Here is a 17,857-nt window from a genome sequence, read left to right as displayed (position 1 = left end):
CGCCATGGGCGAAATTCACTCGGACTTCCGCTTAAAAGCTGCGGAATAGATGCTATCGCCGGCGGCTTGAATGGGCTTTCGCCGTGATCATAACCTGACCACAGACGAAGTTACGAACAAGGGGGATTCGCTCCACCAGCGGCTCAAAGACACGTAGAAGTCTAGCCATCCAATTTGGGCAGAAAAAAGGTACGAGATTCACGTAGCGAGTGTTGCGCAAATCAAATCCAGCATCCTCCAGCCACCAGTTGATCGTCATCGGAAAGAACGAACGCTCTTCGTGATCGACATGGTACCGCGAGAGACGCTCGATCAATTTCAAAACCGGGTTATTTCCGTTGGGTTCCAAAATGACAACCGTTCCTTTGAAACCTTTGAGTAGCTGAATGGCCTTCTTCGGATCTGGAAGATGATGAAGAACACCGCGAATCACGATGCAGTCGTAATCGTTGAGATTTAAGACTTGATCGAGGTCGTAGATATTTCCAACTCGGAATTTGACAACTCGGTCCACGCCCACATTTACGGCACGTTTTTTTGCCGCAGCAACTGCGAGCTCCGCGGGGTCAACTCCCAAGACTTCCTTCGGCTGATAGGCCCCGAACTCCACGGTATAAGCCCCATCCCCACAACCTAAGTCGAGGACCCGCTGATCGCGGTACTCAAAAGCAGATGCTATGGAATCAGACAATCGACCGTTCGAGAAGCGACCCGATAGGGATTCGGTCGTTGTATAGGAATAGGAACCATCATTGCTGACATCCAAGTTGAACTGTTCGACGTTCTTCTTTGCTTTCGATGTATCTGCTTGCATTCATGTAGCTTAGGTCATGATCATCAAACGGACAATTTTTGCGATCAAAACAGGTCTTGCCTGGACCGACGAAAGAACGTAATTTCCTTGCGTGATCAAGGACTTATTAAGATTCATGGTGGTCCTCGGAAGACCTCCGACCCAAGGCTTGAATCGTGCTCACTCAAACCAAACCTCTCCCCTCCATTTTACGTCCGCGCTACCCTATTTTAGTCTATGACATCCCTCACTTTTTCACGCTCAACGAGGTGCTGAGTTGAACGCGCACAAACATGAAATTCGTGATTCAGATATCGCGCATCTCGAAAGCCGTCGTGCCGCGCTTCGCGAGAAACTTCTGAACCTCTACAAAAGCGCAAACGCTGGGCATATCGGCTCTTCGCTCAGCTGTCTCGAAATCCTGATGCTCTGCCATTCCGTTTTTCGCGGTGAACATGACCGTGTGGTCCTATCGAAAGGCCACGCCGCGGGCGGACTTTATTGCGTGCTCGATGAACTGGGCCTTTTAGGCGTTCCCTTGACTGACTTCTACAAAGAAGGGACTCGCTTAAGCGCGCATCCTCCCTGTAAATCGCCGCTTCCACGTGTCCCCTTCGGAACTGGCAGTTTGGGTCACGGTTTAGGGCTAGCCGTGGGCATGGCGCTCGCGCAACGTTTCGCCAAGCACGAGGCTTGGACCGTCGTCATCGTCTCGGAAGGTGATCTGAACGAAGGCTCCACGTGGGAAGCCTTAATGAGTGCAGCCCAACTGAAGCTGGGACGCCTGATCACAATCGTCGATGCGAATGGGCTGCAGGGGCTCGGCTCCGCCACGGAGATCATGAATCTCGAACCCCTGCGCGCAAAAGCTGAGAGCTTCGGTCATGAGTGTTTTGAAACCACGCAAGGAAATACATACTCAGCCTTAGCGAAAGAAATGCGCGGAATTCTGGCGAGTACTTCTGCGAAGCCGAAAATGCTGATCGCGCGAACCACCAAAGGTGCTGGCGTCGACTACATGGAAAACAAATTCGAGTGGCACTACCTACCCATGAATGATGAACAATTCGCCAACGCGATCGAACAGGTGAGGAAAACGTGAGACGAGCCTTCAGCGACTGGACGGAACGCGTTCTTCCCGCATCGACGGATTGCTTCTTTCTGACGGGAGACCTGGGTTACAACGCCTTCGAAGGATTGCAGAAAGCCCTGGGCGAACGCTTTTTGAATGCGGGCGTCTGCGAACAACACATGGTTTCAATGGCCGCCGGGATGGCGAGCTTCGGTTACAAAACTTTGTGCTACAGCATCGCCCCCTTCGCGATCTTCCGCCCCATGGAACAACTGCGACTGGATGCCGGCATTCACAAGCAAAACGTCAAAGTCGTCGGAAATGGCGGCGGTTACGGTTACGGCATCATGGGCGCGACTCACCACGCACTGGAAGACCTGGCGGTCACGACCTGCCTTCCGCACTTTCGTGCGTACGTTCCTTGCTGCGACGAAGAAGTCGGAATCGCCTGTGACGAGATGATGCGATGGGAAGGCCCCACCTACCTGCGCTTGGGAGCATTCACCGCAAAGGGCAAGCTGGATACTTTCACCACCTACTCTGCGGTCCAACGTCGTCGTGAAGGACGGGCACTCACCGTCGTCGTCCTCGGACCGCTTTTGGGAAATGCCTGGGAAGCCGTGCAAAACTCCGGAACCGACGCGGACCTTTTTAGCGTTTCGCAACTTCCACTTACGGACGCCGACATCACTGAGATCCGCGCAAGCCTCTCAAAAACCGGAAAACTTTTAGTTTTGGAAGAGCATGTTGCGCGCGGTGGACTGGGTGAGCATTTGGTTTATCTTCTCGCGCGGGGCGGGACGTCCCCAGCGATGTTCCGCCACCAACATGCCCAAGGCTATCCCTCAGGGACTTATGGTTCACAGAAATTCCATCAACGAGAGTCCGGGCTTGATCCCGCCTCGATCATCGAAGCGATGAAAGGGATGTTATGAACACCGAAGCTCTGTTTCGGTCGACCCTGACAGCGGAGGACATCGCCGAAATCAAAAAGCTTCCCGGACCGATCCTCGTAGTCGGCGCGGGCGGATTCATCGGCGCACACGTTCTGTTTCAACTTCTACAGCACCGACAAGACGTATTCGCTCTCGTGCGCACGAAAGATCTGGGATGGCGTTTGCAGGCGGCTCCTGAAGGCATCGATCTGGCGAAACATCTGACCGTCGGCGACATCACCGACAAAGACAACATCCGCGGTATCGTGGAGCGGTTCCGTCCACAAGTGGTCTTCAACCTGTCCGCTTATGGCGCTTACGAGCGACAAAGCGATAGTCAGAAGATTCACGACGTGAACTACATCGGACTTCTGAATCTGATCGAAGTCCTGCAAGAGACGGGCTGCTACGCTCTCGTACAGGCCGGGTCATCTTCAGAGTACGGCATGAACGCCGCGGGCCCGAAAGAGAACGCCCCCCTGCTGCCCAATAGTCATTACGCCGTCTCGAAGGGCGCCGCCGCGCTCATGATCAAGTTCTTCGGCCTGAAGCACGACTTCCCCTGCGCCAATCTACGTCTGTATTCGATTTACGGCCCCTGGGAGGACCGCAATCGGCTTATCCCGACGCTCGTCAACCGCGCACTTGAAGGCAAATACCCGTCTCTGACGAATCCGGATATCTCGCGAGATTTCGTTTACGTCGACGACTGTTTGATGGCCTTCGTTCGTGCCGCCTCGACGATTTGCCGCAACCGTCGTGGTGAATCCGTCAACATTTGCGCAAGCCGCAAAGTCACGCTTGCGTCACTCGCACAAACCGCTCGTGAGGTTTTCAAAATTCCCGGTGAGCCGAACTTCGGGACCATGCCTCCCCGCCGCTGGGATCTCACGGAATGGTACGGCAACGGGGAACTCGCTGCGAGCGAAATGAACTGGCGCCCTCGAGTGGACCTTGCCACCGGCCTTCGCCTGACCGCCGAATGGGAGACGGCCGCGCACGGTCTTTTGCAGGGTACGAAAACTCAACCCCAGCAACGCAAGATCTCGGCCGTCATCGCTTGTTACCGCGACTCAAAAGCCATTCCGATCATGTACGAACGTCTGAAGGAGTCGATCACGAGTATCGGCTGCGACTACGAAATCATTTTCGTCAACGACAACAGTCCCGAAAACGATGCTGAAGTGATCGCGAAAATCTGTGCACGCGACATCTCGGTGATCGGAATTTCGCATTCGCGGAACTTCGGATCCCAAGCGGCATTCATGAGCGGTATGGAGCTTTCAACCGGCGATGCGGTCGTTCTGCTCGATGGGGATCTACAGGACCCACCCGAAATGATCCCGAAACTCGCCGAGCGTTGGCTCGAGGGTTACGATGTGGTTTACGGCGTGCGCGTGCAGCGCGAAGCACCTCTACACATGCAGTTCTTCTACAAAGCCTTCTACCGACTGTTCTCTCGGATGGCTGACGTGAAGATTCCGGAAGATGCCGGCGACTTTTCCCTCATCGACCGGAAGGTCGCAGGCAAGATGCTGCAACTCCCTGAGCGCGACATGTTCTTGCGCGGACTTCGGGCTTGGGTCGGCTTCAAACAGACCGGCGTCCCCTACGTGCGTCCCGAGCGTATGTTCGGCACGACCACAAATAACTTCACGAAGAACATTTGGTGGGCAAAGAAAGCGATCTTCTCGTTTAGCTCGAAGCCCCTCGACCTCATGCAGGCGTTGGGTTTGGCCGTAACGGCGCTCTCTTTCGCTCTCGGGGTGTTTTATGTCGCCTACACGTTCCTCTCGGGAAACACCGCCCCAAAGGGGTTCACGACAATCGTTGTCCTTTCGTTGGGACTAGGTGGATTGCAAATTCTTGCCATCAGCATCCTCGGCGAATACATCAAGAAGATCCTCGAAGAGGTGAAGTCGCGGCCAAAATTCATCCGCACTTCCGTTACGCGCGGGAAGGTCGCTTACTCGGAAGCCGACTACCTCGCGCGCGATAGAAAGAAAAACTGATTTGGAACTGATCACTGACGAAAACGGCATTAACCAGATTTTCCGTCCATCGCCCGCGATGACGGTTCGCACTCATCGTCGCGCCGACCGGATTCGCGAGGCGCTGCTCGCCTCGCCGTCCAACCCGGTTCGTGCTTTGGAAATCGGCTGCGGAACGGCCGAAATGTCATTTCTGGTCGCGAATGACCCACGCATCCAACTGACGGCGGCGGATATTTCCCCGAAGTTCATCGAGGCCGCGCAGTCACAGCCCGCCCGTCCCAACATCCGTTTTCAACTGGCGGATGTGACGGCACCGGCTTTCCTGAACCAGCATAAGGGTCAATTCGACTTCGTCATCGGGAACGGAATCTTGCACCACCTTGTGAATAACATCGATGGCGTCTTCAAGAACCTGCGGGTCATCCTGAAGCCCGGCGGCCGCTTGGTCTTCTGGGAGCCGAATCTACAGAACCCGCTCGTGTACTTCATGTTCGGCACGAAACTCGGACGTCGGCTCATGCGACTTGATCCCGACGAAATGGCCTTCACCAAATCCTGGATCGCCGAACGCCTGCAACGAAACGGCTATATCGTGCACGAACTCCGCTGCCGGGACTTTCTCTTACCGAATACTCCGAGTTTTCTTATCAAACCGCTCATTTGGTTGGGCGATCTGCTCGAGCGTACGCCTTTCAGCTTTCTGGCGCAGTCGATCTTTTTGGTCGCCACCAAGAGCGATGCAGCGGACCAAAGCCCTACTTCGTAAGTTCGATCGTATATCCTAGAGGATCGACGTCCGATCCCACGCGAAAATAGATTCCCAGCTGCCCGAACAGCAGCGCCAACGCGGTCACCGGAAGCAGCAGAAGCCCCGGAACTAGCCCAGTCAGCCAGCGGGTCGGTCGCAATCCTTGCAAGATGAGACGCGCATTCAACGCCACAAACTTGGCGGCGATTGCGCTGATCTCGGTGCCGCGGGCGCGAACACTCAGATCGCTGAAGTTCGCAAAAATCCGCTCAAAGGCACTGGGCGTGAAGCGGTAGTAGTCATGCGGAATGAAGTGATAGCGCGCCGACCAGGGCACGGTGAAAATCGCCCGCCCGCCCGGTTTGAGCACTCGGAAGATTTCGGCGATGAAGGTTTCGGTGTCTGGCACGTGCTCTAGAACTTCCGAACAGATCACGAAGTCGTAGGAGGCATCGGCAAACGGCATCGTACGTCCATCGTAGTAGATCACGTCGGGATTCCGTCGGCCAAAGACCGAGGTGGATTCAATATCCAAACCGGTATAACGAGTTTCGGGCCCCAGCAGATGCTTGAAAGGCCCATTGCGGCAGCCAACATCCAAAACCTGCCCGCGCACATGGTGCAAAGTTTTAGCCATATCACGATAAACGGTATTGAACTGAAGGTCCACAGTCCGGCGAAGATGGTAGATCAACGCCTGCATGCGCGTCTTGACTGCAATATGCTGAACCGGACGGAATTCCTCACGGATTTCGGATGAACGCGACATTCTTTATAAGTTAGCACGCGTGCGGGTCATGTCCATGAAGAAAAGCGGCGAGATAGCGAGCAAAAACATTAAGGCTCGTAGCGACGAGAAGCCAGCTCAGAAACCCCATTCAACCGAATCTCCGCCGGAATTCTGAAACGGATCACAGTGCCTTCCGAAGGCGAACTCAAAACCTCGATGTCACCATGGGACGCTTGGATGAATGCAACAGCGGCGGCCAAACCTAAGCCGTTTCCACTTTCTTTACCAATACTAAGCCCCTTCTGACCGAAGCTCGACCGCACCTCCGGAGGCAGACCAGACCCATTGTCCTGAACCGACAATATCAGGTCTCCATCGTACAGACGAAGTCCGATTGTAACTCGAGGATCGGTCCGCCCGACGATGGACTCCAGGTTCTCTCGGCTGTTCGTAACGAGATTTTGCAGCACTCGCCGAAGAGCCACAACGTCAACGGCACAAATCCCTGCGCCCTCCTCCATTTCAAGAGCGAACTCAATGTTCGGATGAGCCATACGATTCATCTGAACGATTTCCTGGAGGACATTTCGAATATCAAACATTGTCGTCGTCTTGGAGGCCATTTGTGGAGTCTCACGTGTCGCGGCCATCGCCTGCTCCAATTGTCGCTGAATTGCATTTACCGCCGCCGATAGGACCTGCTGGGCCTTCATGTCCGCAAAGAATTTTTTGGTTCCGGAGATCAACTTCAATGAAGACAGTGGAGAGCGTAGATCATGCGCCAATTGACGGAGCATCTCTTTTTGCGCAGTTTCTTTTGCGCTTTCGATTTCCAAGTCCCGCAACCGTGCCGTTTTCTCCAGATAACTGGAAATCGACGTTTGGATCACCTCCATCTCACGGCTTTCGACAGGGACATTTCGAACCGACTCTGCCAAGGGCGATCCACCGTCGTCCTCCCGGATAAGCCGTACGATGTCCGTCACCGAGCGCACGTGATTCGAAATCGTGGTTTGCACCTTACGCATCCACATCCGGCTGATGACGACATAAAGCAATGATCCCATTGCTAAAAATAGACCGAGTAGCGGGAGACTGTGATGATCGAAGCGCTGAACCTTGAGAGTCCCAAGCTGCCCAGGAGAAGCCTTAGAAAAACCGAACGGAATTTCGATCTCACTCACTAGTGTCCACACCCGCGGCGTCTGTACGACGACGTCACATACCGGAGCTTCGATCACGTCCGGACGAACGAACTGGATTCGTCCAATTTCAGACATCTCTGCGATTCTTTCACATAGCAGCTGAATTTCACTCCAACGTCCATCGACTAGCCGAGACCGCATCTCAGGAACGTAAAAACCTTGAAGAAACTGTCGATAGCTCGAGTTAGTCGAAAACCAATGGGTAAAGTAGCCAAAGATCAGCATAACCCCGATCACAAACCCTAGAAGCTTAAGGCCTGAGCGAAACGGGCGCACGATCATCGCCCCTAGTTCGGGAGCAGCCCGGCGCTCGGATTTTTCATTTGCAGTCGACGGCTCGGCTCTCATGGATTTCCCTAAGCTTTTAATAACTTGTCGGAATTATGCATCGCAATATATCTTCATGATATGCGCTTTTCAAGATGGGGTCTGCTCGGCGGCCTTTTCGCCGCCGTTTTAGGAATTTTCGCCCTGACAAATCTTTGGTCAGTTCGTGGGAGTAAGCACATACTCATCCATTCGCGCCCCCTCGATTGGAGTATGGCTGACGCCTTTATCATCTATCACCAGATGTTCTATCAGCTCTTCGGACAAAGCCTTATTGAACCCGGTCGTGACGGACAGGTGTACTCGGGCCTCATTGAACGTTGGCATATCGATCACGTAGCAAACCGCGTGGATTTCGAGATCAATGCCAGTCATCCTCTCTTCTCTATGGAGGGGGCCCCCCGTCTAGAGTCCTTGCCGAGTATGATCTTTGAACGTCTTCGCACGGAGGATAGCTCCATCGGTGCCCAAATCATCCGCCCCCTCGACATGCGATTGGAAAGTGTCTCGAAAACCGAGACTGGCATCAAATTCAGCCTTCGCTTCAAACAGATTTACCCTTTCCTTCTCCAGACTCTTGCGCGCCCGTCCTTCGCGATTTTCCCACCCAAAGATCTGATCATGAAAGGTATCTCTTACGGGCCTTACAGAGTGGTTTCAGCACAAAAGCTGCAAAACGATTGCGATATGGTCCAGACGGAATCCAAAGCCACAGGTGCGAAGGTTAGATTCGACGTTTGTTTCGAGGCTGACCACATCCGCGAGCTCCTTTCCAAACACGAAGTTGACGCACTTCTGAGTCCGACGGTCAAAGAAGGGGAATTCCAAACAAAGCTCGAAAAAATCGACATCGGCAGCACTGGATTCTTAATCGGTGGGTTCAATACTGAAACTATGTCCTCTCTAACTCCCGAAACGAGAAGAACAATTGGATGTCGTATTTGGAAAGCCCTTGGCCGTTGGGCCGAGAAGTCCGGATCCGGGATTACATCGCTCTCGCATCTATTGCCGCCCGAATATCTCTCTCCGGATGCGCTGAAGTCCCCGGCCTGCACTTCCGAAATCGCCAACCAAGCCGCGAACTGGCCAACCGGTATGAAGCTCCGCCTTCCATTCAACAACCAATTATTTCCTCCATACTTGAAAGATCTATTGATCGAAGAACTGAAGCTTCCGGAAGTAGAATTTGTCGACTCAGCATTCAAGAAACCTCAATCTGTCGACGTCATGTTTTCGGAAGCTTCGACAATCATCCCGGACCCCGGGTTAGCGACCCTTATCTTTCATGATAACAGCTTCTGGTGGATGCACTACTGTGGTCAGGAATCATTTTTGCGCCTCCTCGCAGACGCAGGAAAAATCCATGAACCGAAGAAACGCATCGACGCATTCACCGCCGTGACCAACTCCATTTCGGAGTCAGGATGCGCCTTTCCGCTCTTGCTTCTTCCAACGACGATCTACGCGAAAGACACTAAGACTATCAAGAAGACGAAGTTCCGGCAGGAGTTCCTACTTATTGACATGCTGGGGCTTTAAAAATGCAGTATCAGGTTTTATGCGCCCACGCAAAAAACGTAGGACTCCGCTAACAGAATTAGCGCATCCATCCCTCATAGAAAAATATGCCTGTTAACAAAATCAACAGTTAACAGCTATCTACCTGGAATCAGATTTTACCGTACTTCGAAAGAGCGATTTGACACTCTTTCGTTTAGTATCCAGCAAACTCAAGGTGGGGACCGTGCTAGGTGAAATCTGGGGAAGCGTTGCAAATCGGAATGTATTCGAACGCCTGTTGTCGCGCGCGCAGACAAACGTATGCTCGGGCGAGAGCTTTCATGTCCGACTGACTCGTCTAGAGGACTGGTCCAAATTCCACCCCAAACATGGCCACACATTTGTAGCTTCACTGACCTGCATGGGACGCATATTTAAGGGTTCAGGCTGCGCGCAAGTACCAGCTCTCGCAATACAGAAATCGATCTCCGAGGCCTATGAGCGCTGCTTGTTCCACTTAAATCGGTTCTTTCATGGATCCTCGAATTCGAACGGCTTCGCCGCTCACCCATGCTTAAATCAAGCAGTTCGCAATGCCGTGGAAGAGTTAGCAGAACGTGATACCGTGTTAAGACATTACTACGGTCAGATCCCATTTGTTCATATCTCTCTAGAAACTTTGCCTAAGCAGTTCGAAACGAACCGGATGCTGGCACATGGCTATCTAATAACTCAAGTCATGTTGGGGACTGCCGGTCGAACTTCGACCATCAGCCTTCTCGCGGAGTCGCTAGTTCAACCGGGGCGGCCATTGATATCGCACGGTTCCGGAGAGACTGCACATAAAGCCTATATGCGATCCCATACGGAACTCTCTCGTAGCGTCGCGTGCGCTGAGCTTTTACCTTGGCTTGCCCAGTCCAAAGATCCAAAGGACGAGATATTCAAGCACATCACAGCCCTATGGAAAGCCTCCCCAACAGAGATCGAGTGGATGAATGGCGAAGTATGGAGCTGGCATAAAGTCGAGAAATCTTGGCGCGGTTTACCGATGCCCGTGATCGCAGCCGCCAATATCCAACGCTTAGCGCAGGGGGATTTACATGTGGTGAAAGCCACGTCTCCTGACTTTTTGAAACTGGAATTCAAGGAAAGTCCAAATCTCAAACTAAAAAGGCACTTTGTCGCCTGAGGAGGCTAGATGCTGAAAAAACTGATTCTTAGCTTAACGGGAATCCTGGCTACAGGTCCCAACGTACATGCTGCTCTCAGCAAAAGCGAGATCCAAGGAGACCAAACAGGTTTACTTAAAAGCTCGCTATTCCATGCACCTCGCAAAGTCGTAAGCGAAAGCCGAGACGTCGAAGATCTGCTGCGCTCGCTGGCGATCACGGCAGAAAAATCTCGACTACAAGGCGAAATTTTTGGCCTGAACGAAAAAGGAGAAATCGAATCTCTTGGAACCCGCGAAGAACTCGAGCTGATGAAGTCAGAAGTTCAAAGATTGCAGATACTGATCGCTGGCGTTCGTGATGTCAATCCGACTACAACTTTTTAAGCTTTTGAAAACGGTTTCATCCGCGATGATCCTCTCTTTCGCGGCGAAAGGCTCGAACGTGGATAGAAGTACATTGCATATCTATCAGGACTATCGCCTTCCCGTCGATTTACGGCGAGTGGCGATTATGCCGGACGTTCAGATATCGTATTCTATCGGTACGGGTCTCGTGGAGTTTGACGGGCGCGGCGGAATTACTGCCGCGCTCGCCGAATCATGGAAGATCGATGCCTCGAAAAGATCTTTAACGTTCCGCCTTAGAGATACTAAGTGGTCCAATGGAGAAGCCATCACGGCCTCCGATGTTGTATCCAGCTTCAACAACGCCAAGCGAGCAATTTCGAAAGACGTTCCAAGCGTCTTCAACTCCTATGTTAGCATCAAGGCTCAATCGCCGCGCGAAGTTAACTTCGAGCTACGTGAAAATATATCGGCCATGAAGTTTCTCGAAAGGCTCTGTGAGCCAATGTACGGATTGGCTCGAATTGAAAATGGAGAAATGAGTACGAACGTTAGCTCAGGCGCATACGTTCTAAAGCGCGCATCAGAAACAGAACTTGAGCTTTCCAAAAATCCCTACTGGATTCATACGCACGATCGTATGTTCGATACGGTAATTGTCCGTCGCCCAAAAGCGCCAGTCTCTGTCCGGACATTGAAAGATGACACATGGCCAATGGTTATCAACATCCCTAGCTTCGCACTAAAAAAAGACGTTGCGCTTCTCGGGCCAATGCCTACGTCTTGGCGACGTCATCTAGATGGGCTAATTTCTCTACGTTTCGCGGGCCGATCAGATGTCCGAGAATTCCGTACCCTTATTCAGTATCTAAGAACTCACGGAGATTTTAAAGCTCTCTCCGAAATCGTCGAATTTGCGGTGCCTGCCGACCAAGTCTATCCGAAAGGCCAACAGCTATACTCCTCTACGCCTCCCAAGATAGAAAAAAACTCGATGGATGACTTAAAAAAATCCTGGAAACACAAAGATGTGAAGATCCTTTATGCTCCGGACCGAATTCCGAACGAAATGATCAAGGCCGTCGAGCAGTCACTATGCCGTACGCTGCCTTTTCCTTGCGTGTTCATCGAAACAAAAATCCAGGAAATTGAAAATCAACGCCAAGCGGGTGTTGCCGACCTCGTGCTTGCTGGCGTCGGAGTAGACGCAATCAATTTCGACGGTGCCCTTTCTTACTACTTCGAAACCGAACCGAATATAATTCCGTCTGACGACAGCATGAAAGGGAATTTCAAGCGACGTATGCATGAAATTCGGACGTCAAAAGTGTCGGATCCGATCCCGGCATATCGAGATTTAATGAAGGAAGTGATTGAAACACATTCAATCCTTCCGCTTTTCCATGTATCGACCACTTTTCTTGGAAAATCGTCCGTAGATTTATCCGAAGCGCCGTTAACCATCGAAACGCTGCCCTACTATACAATTCTAAAGGCGAGAAAATGATCAGAAGCGAACGTTCTTTTCAAAGCTACATGGCGTCCCTGGGGTTCATAAAAATGACTCAGGCAATGCTATTCGCTGCTTTGATCGCGTTCGCCGTTGTGATGATAAATGTCTACGCGACCTCCAAACAGATATTTGAGTCTCAACTTGACGCCGCCATAAATGTCTATCGAATGCAAATTCTTGCGGGGGATCTCAAGCGGACTCAACTCGTTCTTAAAGAGATTTTGGCCAATGGAGCTCCAGCTCGCATAGAATTCTTTGACGAAATCGGTGGCAGTCTCTTCCCCGATATGTCTCCGCAGAGTTCTTCCCCCTCTCTTAGTTTGCGTGCGGAGCAGCCGATTTTCTTTGATTCCGGTAAACAAAACCTCTTTGGAACCGTTCGTGCGCAGCAAGAGCTACGTATGAACTGGTTCTTGTTTTTGACTATGTTTATCGCCCTTTTACTAAGTCAGGCTATCGCCGGATATTTCTTCTCTTCCGCACTCAAAGAAGTCAGCCAGGATTTGACTGCCAAGTTCAAGGCTTTAAGAGGACAGAATGCGGACTCAGTCGCAGATATTACGGAATTGAGCGAGATCGCAACTTCTCTCAACCAAATGCAGAAGCAACTTGTCGAAGTAAGAACTACCTTCAAATCTCCTGAAGAGATGAGGCGCTTTGCTCACGATCTCCGAAGTCCTATGTCAGCAATTTCTCTGGCGCTGGGAACCATCGAGAATCTTCCAGCTCCTGCGCGCCGACTCATGGACAATGCCTTCACGCGGATGAGTACTATGACTACATCACTTCTGGAAAAGCCCACGGGGGCAAAAGTATCCATGAGGGAGGCTTTAAATTCCCTTATTCAGGAGAAAATCTCCGAACACAGATCTTTCGACCTGCGCTGGGAACTGAACTTGGTTGGCGATGTTATTTTGACATCTGACCATGCAATAGACTTTGTTCGCTCGATCTCAAATGTATTGAACAACGCCGCGGAGGCCTCTCCAATGCACGGCATGGTCATTCTCAGAGTACGTGTGGAACAAGATGACATCTTTATCCAAGTTCAGGATCAGGGGGCGGGTATCCCTCAGGAGCTGCAGGCTAAAGTCTTGCGCGACGGACTGTCGACAAAAGTAAAAGGGCACGGAATTGGCCTTTCTTCGACTTACCGTTTGGTCAAATCCTGGGGCGGCCAAGTAAACTTTGGGCGTGTGCCGAGTGGGGAATTCGAAGTCGAGCTACAAATACCGAGAAAGGCACTCGCATGAGTCGCTCAAGTGCAGATGCTTACGAACCCGAATTTATAATTCCTTCCGAGCAAATTTCCACAATCCTAGCTGCGACCTGTGAATCTCCGCGTGCGGCGAACTTGCAGCACTTCCAGATCCGATACTACGTTTCTGGCGAAGAGCTGAGTCAACTAGCGACTATGTTTGGCGATCATGAATACCTGGGCCGTTGTTCCATGGCACTCTTCTTTTTTGTCGATTTGCGGTCGACGGCAGAGTGGATGAGGTCACGTGGCGAAATATCTCCGTTTCTCAATCGCATTGGCTTCCAATATGCCTACGCAGATGCAGCGATCTCCATGCAAGCCGCGGCGAGTACCGCCGAAGGGCTAGGTCTCCAAACTCGAATTCTGTCCCATTGCCTGCAACGATCCAAAGCTGCGAGCAAAGTCTTCTTCTGTCCGCCCGGGGTGATACCGACACTGATCCTTACTATTGGCAAAGGTCTCCCCGTTTTGACTCATCCGCGATTCCATCTCAAGATCGAAGACTTCTGTATTCGGGGAGCAGCCCCATGGAAAACCGGTGCCGAAATTTATGAAGCATCTGGCAAAGAAGCTGCTGATGCGATTTATCTCAAGCAGCGACCAGAATTGTCGGCTCGTGGCTTTGCTGCTCACCCGGCCCGAGCTCTTGCCCGCGCTAAATACAAAGACTATGACATGGAAAGCTTCTCGCAAAATTTGGATGAGCTCATTGAGGAATCCATAGTCGCGTTGAAAGCATTAAAACAGGAAAGCTAAAGCACTTCTCGCTCCCTGTACCATGCACTTAACGGGCGCTTTTCCGAAAGCTCCACGCCTGAATTCCCCACCCGAATGCGTGTTCTTCATCACGGTATAGGTCACCTCGATATGCGACCACCCCTGGATAATGAGCCACAGGAACGATTAAACCCTGCTGAGCCACCTTGATTTCCAGTTCCCTTACCTTACGGTCGAACTCGACTCCATCCGCAATGATCGCGAGCGAGGCGATCTCGTTCTTCGCGAGGATGTCAGAGAATCCTGTCAAGGTTGTCTCCAGAAACGAAAAATGGGTCAACGGATCGGAGGGCGAAATTCCCAACAGAGAGATTGCGATTTCCACTTCGTCGTCCGCAAAAATTCGTTTCCCTTCACCGCGAGCCAACAGCTCGAGGCGAACGTTCGGAAAATTCTTTTTCAGTTCTTCTATGAGTCGCGCGTAAATCGGGATCTGCGCCCAACTTTCAAGCGTATAAACGACGAAAGAACCGTCGTACGCGGTTTTCAAAACGTCAAATCCAGCGGCCCGTTCGTACTCTTTGTCGTTCAAGGAAAACTCACGGTCGGCTGGTGAGATGGAGTAGGCCGGCATCCCGAGATGAAGCTGATTCCCTTCTTCACGCTGAAAGCGGTAAACGGTTGCCTGAAGGGCACGTCTTAATTTCAGGGGAATTTGGCGTTTTACGATCAAATAGACGAACCACTCCGTCGGGAAGACATCGATTTTATAGCCTTTTTGTTCAAGTAAAGATCGGTCCTGGACGTCCAATGCCTGACCATAAAAATATGCCGCGTGATGAACGTCCGGATTCATTGAGGCCACAAAGGCCTTCGTTTCCGCAGGATTGTATCGAACAAGTTCCGCCTTCGGGATCGTATTGGATCTTAGCTCTTTCGGATAATTTCGATTGATTCGAAGCTTGACCAAGTCCGCCGAGACCGACTCCAACAAATATGGTCCGGTGGCGGTCTCGCCTATGTCGGTATACATCGGAAGTTGAGCAGGATTAAATATGCTGAAATCGGGAATCGTGAACAGGAACTTCATATTGAGCGGAATCTTCGAAAAATGAATTCGTAGCTCATTCTTCACGTCATCGCACTCGACACGTTTGAGGATTGATCCGTAGGGTGCATGTCGCGTACCCCGCAGGCCGGACTCGACGCCATCACACATTGCACTCATCGAAAGAATGTTTCCGTTCGCCTGAAGTAAAGGAAAACGCGGAGCAACCGTCACAATCTGACTTTCATGATCGATCCGAATATTCGAAAACACGGAAGCGAATCCCAACTTTAACGACGTGCGGGCATGACTGGCGAATAGATATTCTGATTGCACCTGCTCACCCACTGAAAAAACCGAGCGTGGATCCACTTGCTCTCTATAAGTGAAAGGGAAATAGGCACGGAAGGTTTCCAAATTCGGAGCTCGGGAATCGGCGCCGCCCCCGAGTAAAGAACGAACTAACGAAGCCAACAAGGCTAAGAGCAGTAAACTCAAAATGAAAAAGGGGATGCTATTCCGAAGCTTCAATAGAAAAGGCTCTCTCGTTTCGCGTTGGCCCGTCGGTAAATCGTCCTCGTTTTGAAGATATGATAGCAGCCTTTTCTGGTCACCCCTCCTCTTCCCCATTGCTTCTGGACAAAGAATGATCCTTTGCGTTATTTTCTACGGATGACTCTCCGAACGAAGGCACTCTCGTTTAAAATCATGCTCGTAGCGGGCGTCGTTTGGACTTCAACTCTCGGGCTTCTAACCTATACAGAATTAAGTAATTTTAAAGACCTCGTAAATCAGAGCACCCAGCTCATCCGCACCCAGGAGGGAAGCCAAGGCGTCGCTATTGGCCATTACGGAGCCTCCTCTTTGTTCCTCAAATTGGTTGAATCGGACGGGCGTTATCAGGTCACTCAACTGAAGTTGAGCTCAACGGGACAAACGAGTTTAGAGCGGACATTTCCGCCCTCCAAGGAATTCTCATGGTCGGAAAATTTGGGGCTCAGCCCGCGCTTTCAAACCGACCTCGGGAACTTCCAGATTCAGGGAGCCGCGACCATCTCCCACAAGGTCCTCGCCGAATCGCTTCTGATATCCTTGGCCTGCGCCTTACTCGCCGTAGGCGCTCTCGCTTTGGCTTGCCGGATCAATCAAAATCACGTCCTTCTTCTCACAGCCACTTCACGAGCTGAACTGGCTAAACAAGTAGCCCACGATATACGCTCTCCCCTGTCAGCGATAAATTTGATCGCCGGGCAATTGACCGGTGTTCAGTTAAATCAGAAGGAAATACTCCATTCGGCCGTCAACCGAATCAACGAGATCGCGTCAGATTTGCTCATGAAAAGCAGGCATGGGGCGATACAAGATTCCGCGAGCGGCGAACCCACCCCAAATACAGTCTCTGAAGAAATCCCGTTCGAAGTGGTTCTGAGTTCGTTGCTCAATGAAAAGAAGTTGGAGTATTCGAACCATACAAATATCGATTTCGCGGTCGACACCCCGTATCCCGAACCGACGATAATTTTAGGGTCACGAACAGACCTAGCTCGCGTTCTTTCCAACATTCTAAACAACTCCGTGGAATCGATGCAGGAACGAGGCGGACGCATCACGATTTCCGTGCGACGTTACGCAAAGTTCCTCGAAGTAAGCATCGTCGACAAAGGGTGTGGCATTCCCGTGCACATCCTCGAGCAGCTCGGAAAAGAACCTCTCAGTCATGGCAAGGGAAATGCCGGATCCGGTATTGGTATCCTCCACGCCCGCCGGTACGTCGAGTCTATCGGAGGAACCTTCTCGATCTCGAGCCGCGTGAACCGCGGCACGATGGTGCGACTTTCGCTCCGTCGTGTAGTTGCTTAAGCCAAGCTCAAAGCTCCGCCGCCGCATCCCCATACACCGCCATCTCCGAGGGCCCCCAGAGCCCCTCACGTAGGTCATAGCGGCTGAAGGCCTCGATGAAGATGTGGAAGACTCCGCGCACAAGTTCATCCGAGTAAAAATACGGAATCTTGCGCTCATTCCCACTCACCGGCATCAAGACACGTTGAGAAAGGCCCTCCGCCTCGAGGCCCGTGATCAATTCGTCGAGCGCTTTATGGTCCGCCGCGCGGTACATGAAGAAAACCGTGCGACCCCAGAAATCGAGCGGATACTTTCTCTTCCAACGAGTCGACAATTCCTTCAGCCGGCTCAAAATCCGCGCGTGACTCTGTTCCAGGTGCTCGTAGCGCACGAAAATGTTTCGCCGCTCGCCGTCCTCATCGCGGAAATCCAGGTAACAACGGGCCTCGCCCGGAGCCCACTCCAGGTTGCAATAGCTGCCCAGCACCTGCGCGTTCAATCCGAACAGCAAATGTGAATTGTGCTGCCCCTGCTGTACATATTGTGACGGCAGTGACACGGATTGCGCCCCCGCCCCGGTTGAAACCAAGGTCACGAGCAAGACGGCTTGAATCCAGATCTTCCACGACTTCATAAGCTCTACCCAACTCAAG

The 17,857-nt window shown here is 51.9% G+C and carries 16 protein-coding genes; 11 read left to right on the top strand and 5 right to left on the bottom strand.

Going from position 1 to position 17,857, the window contains the following annotated elements; translation table 11 throughout:
* Nucleotides 1-52 precede the first annotated feature (52 nt).
* Nucleotides 53-814: a class I SAM-dependent methyltransferase gene (locus tag KF767_07145; GenBank protein MBX3017645.1), complete on the bottom strand. Its 762-nt coding sequence runs from the start codon at nucleotides 812-814 to the stop codon at nucleotides 53-55.
* 256 nt (nucleotides 815-1,070) lie between these two features.
* Between KF767_07145 and KF767_07140 the strand changes: the two genes are divergently transcribed.
* The 4 genes from KF767_07140 to KF767_07125 are packed head-to-tail and all read left to right on the top strand — an operon-like array spanning nucleotide 1,071 to nucleotide 5,560.
* On the top strand, nucleotides 1,071-1,895 hold the full coding sequence (locus KF767_07140) for a hypothetical protein (protein MBX3017644.1): 825 nt from the start codon (nucleotides 1,071-1,073) through the stop codon (nucleotides 1,893-1,895).
* Nucleotides 1,892-2,800: a hypothetical protein gene (locus KF767_07135; protein MBX3017643.1), complete on the top strand. Its 909-nt coding sequence runs from the start codon at nucleotides 1,892-1,894 to the stop codon at nucleotides 2,798-2,800. The genes KF767_07140 and KF767_07135 overlap by 4 nt, the downstream gene beginning before the upstream one ends.
* Nucleotides 2,797-4,812 carry an NAD-dependent epimerase/dehydratase family protein gene (locus KF767_07130; GenBank protein MBX3017642.1) on the top strand — a complete coding sequence of 672 codons (2,016 nt, stop codon included), beginning with the start codon at nucleotides 2,797-2,799 and terminating at the stop codon, nucleotides 4,810-4,812. The genes KF767_07135 and KF767_07130 overlap by 4 nt, the downstream gene beginning before the upstream one ends.
* Nucleotide 4,813: 1 nt before the next feature.
* Complete coding sequence (locus KF767_07125; GenBank protein ID MBX3017641.1) at nucleotides 4,814-5,560, top strand: class I SAM-dependent methyltransferase; 747 nt, start codon at nucleotides 4,814-4,816, stop codon at nucleotides 5,558-5,560.
* Here KF767_07125 and KF767_07120 read toward each other — a convergent pair.
* Together KF767_07120 and KF767_07115 are read right to left on the bottom strand one after the other, a co-directional pair.
* Complete coding sequence (locus KF767_07120; GenBank protein ID MBX3017640.1) at nucleotides 5,550-6,311, bottom strand: class I SAM-dependent methyltransferase; 762 nt, start codon at nucleotides 6,309-6,311, stop codon at nucleotides 5,550-5,552. The two genes, KF767_07125 and KF767_07120, sit on opposite strands and share 11 nt — an antisense overlap.
* Nucleotides 6,312-6,379: 68 nt before the next feature.
* Nucleotides 6,380-7,825 carry a HAMP domain-containing histidine kinase gene (locus KF767_07115; GenBank protein MBX3017639.1) on the bottom strand — a complete coding sequence of 482 codons (1,446 nt, stop codon included), beginning with the start codon at nucleotides 7,823-7,825 and terminating at the stop codon, nucleotides 6,380-6,382.
* A 60-nt stretch (nucleotides 7,826-7,885) separates the two neighbouring features.
* Between KF767_07115 and KF767_07110 the strand changes: the two genes are divergently transcribed.
* The 6 genes from KF767_07110 to KF767_07085 all read left to right on the top strand — a co-directional run bounded on the left by KF767_07110 (nucleotide 7,886) and on the right by KF767_07085 (nucleotide 14,353).
* A complete protein-coding gene (locus tag KF767_07110; protein MBX3017638.1) occupies nucleotides 7,886-9,343 on the top strand; it encodes a hypothetical protein in 1,458 nt (485 codons plus the stop codon).
* Nucleotides 9,344-9,548: 205 nt separating this feature from the next.
* The gene (locus KF767_07105; GenBank protein ID MBX3017637.1) at nucleotides 9,549-10,496 is read left to right on the top strand and encodes a YcaO-like family protein; all 948 of its coding nucleotides are present in this window, start codon (nucleotides 9,549-9,551) and stop codon (nucleotides 10,494-10,496) included.
* A gap of 9 nt (nucleotides 10,497-10,505) precedes the next feature.
* Nucleotides 10,506-10,862 (top strand): hypothetical protein, encoded by a 357-nt coding sequence (locus KF767_07100; GenBank protein MBX3017636.1) that lies wholly within the window; start codon nucleotides 10,506-10,508, stop codon nucleotides 10,860-10,862.
* Nucleotides 10,837-12,330 carry a hypothetical protein gene (locus KF767_07095; GenBank protein ID MBX3017635.1) on the top strand — a complete coding sequence of 498 codons (1,494 nt, stop codon included), beginning with the start codon at nucleotides 10,837-10,839 and terminating at the stop codon, nucleotides 12,328-12,330. Before KF767_07100 ends, KF767_07095 begins: the two co-directional genes overlap by 26 nt.
* Entirely contained in the window at nucleotides 12,327-13,589 is a 1,263-nt protein-coding gene (locus tag KF767_07090; protein MBX3017634.1) for a HAMP domain-containing histidine kinase, read from the top strand. Before KF767_07095 ends, KF767_07090 begins: the two co-directional genes overlap by 4 nt.
* Complete coding sequence (locus tag KF767_07085; GenBank protein ID MBX3017633.1) at nucleotides 13,586-14,353, top strand: hypothetical protein; 768 nt, start codon at nucleotides 13,586-13,588, stop codon at nucleotides 14,351-14,353. Before KF767_07090 ends, KF767_07085 begins: the two co-directional genes overlap by 4 nt.
* 28 nt (nucleotides 14,354-14,381) lie before the next feature.
* On the opposite strand, the gene KF767_07080 is transcribed toward KF767_07085, so the two are convergent.
* Entirely contained in the window at nucleotides 14,382-15,860 is a 1,479-nt protein-coding gene (locus KF767_07080; GenBank protein MBX3017632.1) for a hypothetical protein, read from the bottom strand.
* A gap of 156 nt (nucleotides 15,861-16,016) precedes the next feature.
* Between KF767_07080 and KF767_07075 the strand changes: the two genes are divergently transcribed.
* Nucleotides 16,017-17,222 (top strand): HAMP domain-containing histidine kinase, encoded by a 1,206-nt coding sequence (locus KF767_07075; GenBank protein MBX3017631.1) that lies wholly within the window; start codon nucleotides 16,017-16,019, stop codon nucleotides 17,220-17,222.
* A gap of 7 nt (nucleotides 17,223-17,229) precedes the next feature.
* Here the strand turns inward: KF767_07075 and KF767_07070 are convergent, their stop codons facing one another.
* On the bottom strand, nucleotides 17,230-17,838 hold the full coding sequence (locus tag KF767_07070) for a hypothetical protein (protein MBX3017630.1): 609 nt from the start codon (nucleotides 17,836-17,838) through the stop codon (nucleotides 17,230-17,232).
* Nucleotides 17,839-17,857 lie beyond the last annotated feature (19 nt).

It is taken from the genome of Pseudobdellovibrionaceae bacterium, from assembly GCA_019637875.1.
GTDB lineage: Bacteria > Bdellovibrionota > Bdellovibrionia > Bdellovibrionales > Bdellovibrionaceae > JAHBUW01.
This window is presented reverse-complemented; position numbering and strand designations above follow the sequence as displayed.

What these genes read in the sequence shown, in the direction of transcription:
- KF767_07090 (MBX3017634.1), top strand. Translation starts at nt 12,327, where the DNA reads ATGATCAGAAGCGAACGTTCTTTTCAAAGCTACATGGCGTCCCTGGGG.
- KF767_07110 (MBX3017638.1), top strand. Translation starts at nt 7,886, where the DNA reads ATGCGCTTTTCAAGATGGGGTCTGCTCGGCGGCCTTTTCGCCGCCGTT.
- KF767_07095 (MBX3017635.1), top strand. Translation starts at nt 10,837, where the DNA reads ATGTCAATCCGACTACAACTTTTTAAGCTTTTGAAAACGGTTTCATCC.
- KF767_07120 (MBX3017640.1), bottom strand. Translation starts at nt 6,311, where the DNA reads ATGTCGCGTTCATCCGAAATCCGTGAGGAATTCCGTCCGGTTCAGCAT.
- KF767_07115 (MBX3017639.1), bottom strand. Translation starts at nt 7,825, where the DNA reads ATGAGAGCCGAGCCGTCGACTGCAAATGAAAAATCCGAGCGCCGGGCT.
- KF767_07085 (MBX3017633.1), top strand. Translation starts at nt 13,586, where the DNA reads ATGAGTCGCTCAAGTGCAGATGCTTACGAACCCGAATTTATAATTCCT.
- KF767_07145 (MBX3017645.1), bottom strand. Translation starts at nt 814, where the DNA reads ATGCAAGCAGATACATCGAAAGCAAAGAAGAACGTCGAACAGTTCAAC.
- KF767_07070 (MBX3017630.1), bottom strand. Translation starts at nt 17,838, where the DNA reads ATGAAGTCGTGGAAGATCTGGATTCAAGCCGTCTTGCTCGTGACCTTG.
- KF767_07100 (MBX3017636.1), top strand. Translation starts at nt 10,506, where the DNA reads ATGCTGAAAAAACTGATTCTTAGCTTAACGGGAATCCTGGCTACAGGT.
- KF767_07130 (MBX3017642.1), top strand. Translation starts at nt 2,797, where the DNA reads ATGAACACCGAAGCTCTGTTTCGGTCGACCCTGACAGCGGAGGACATC.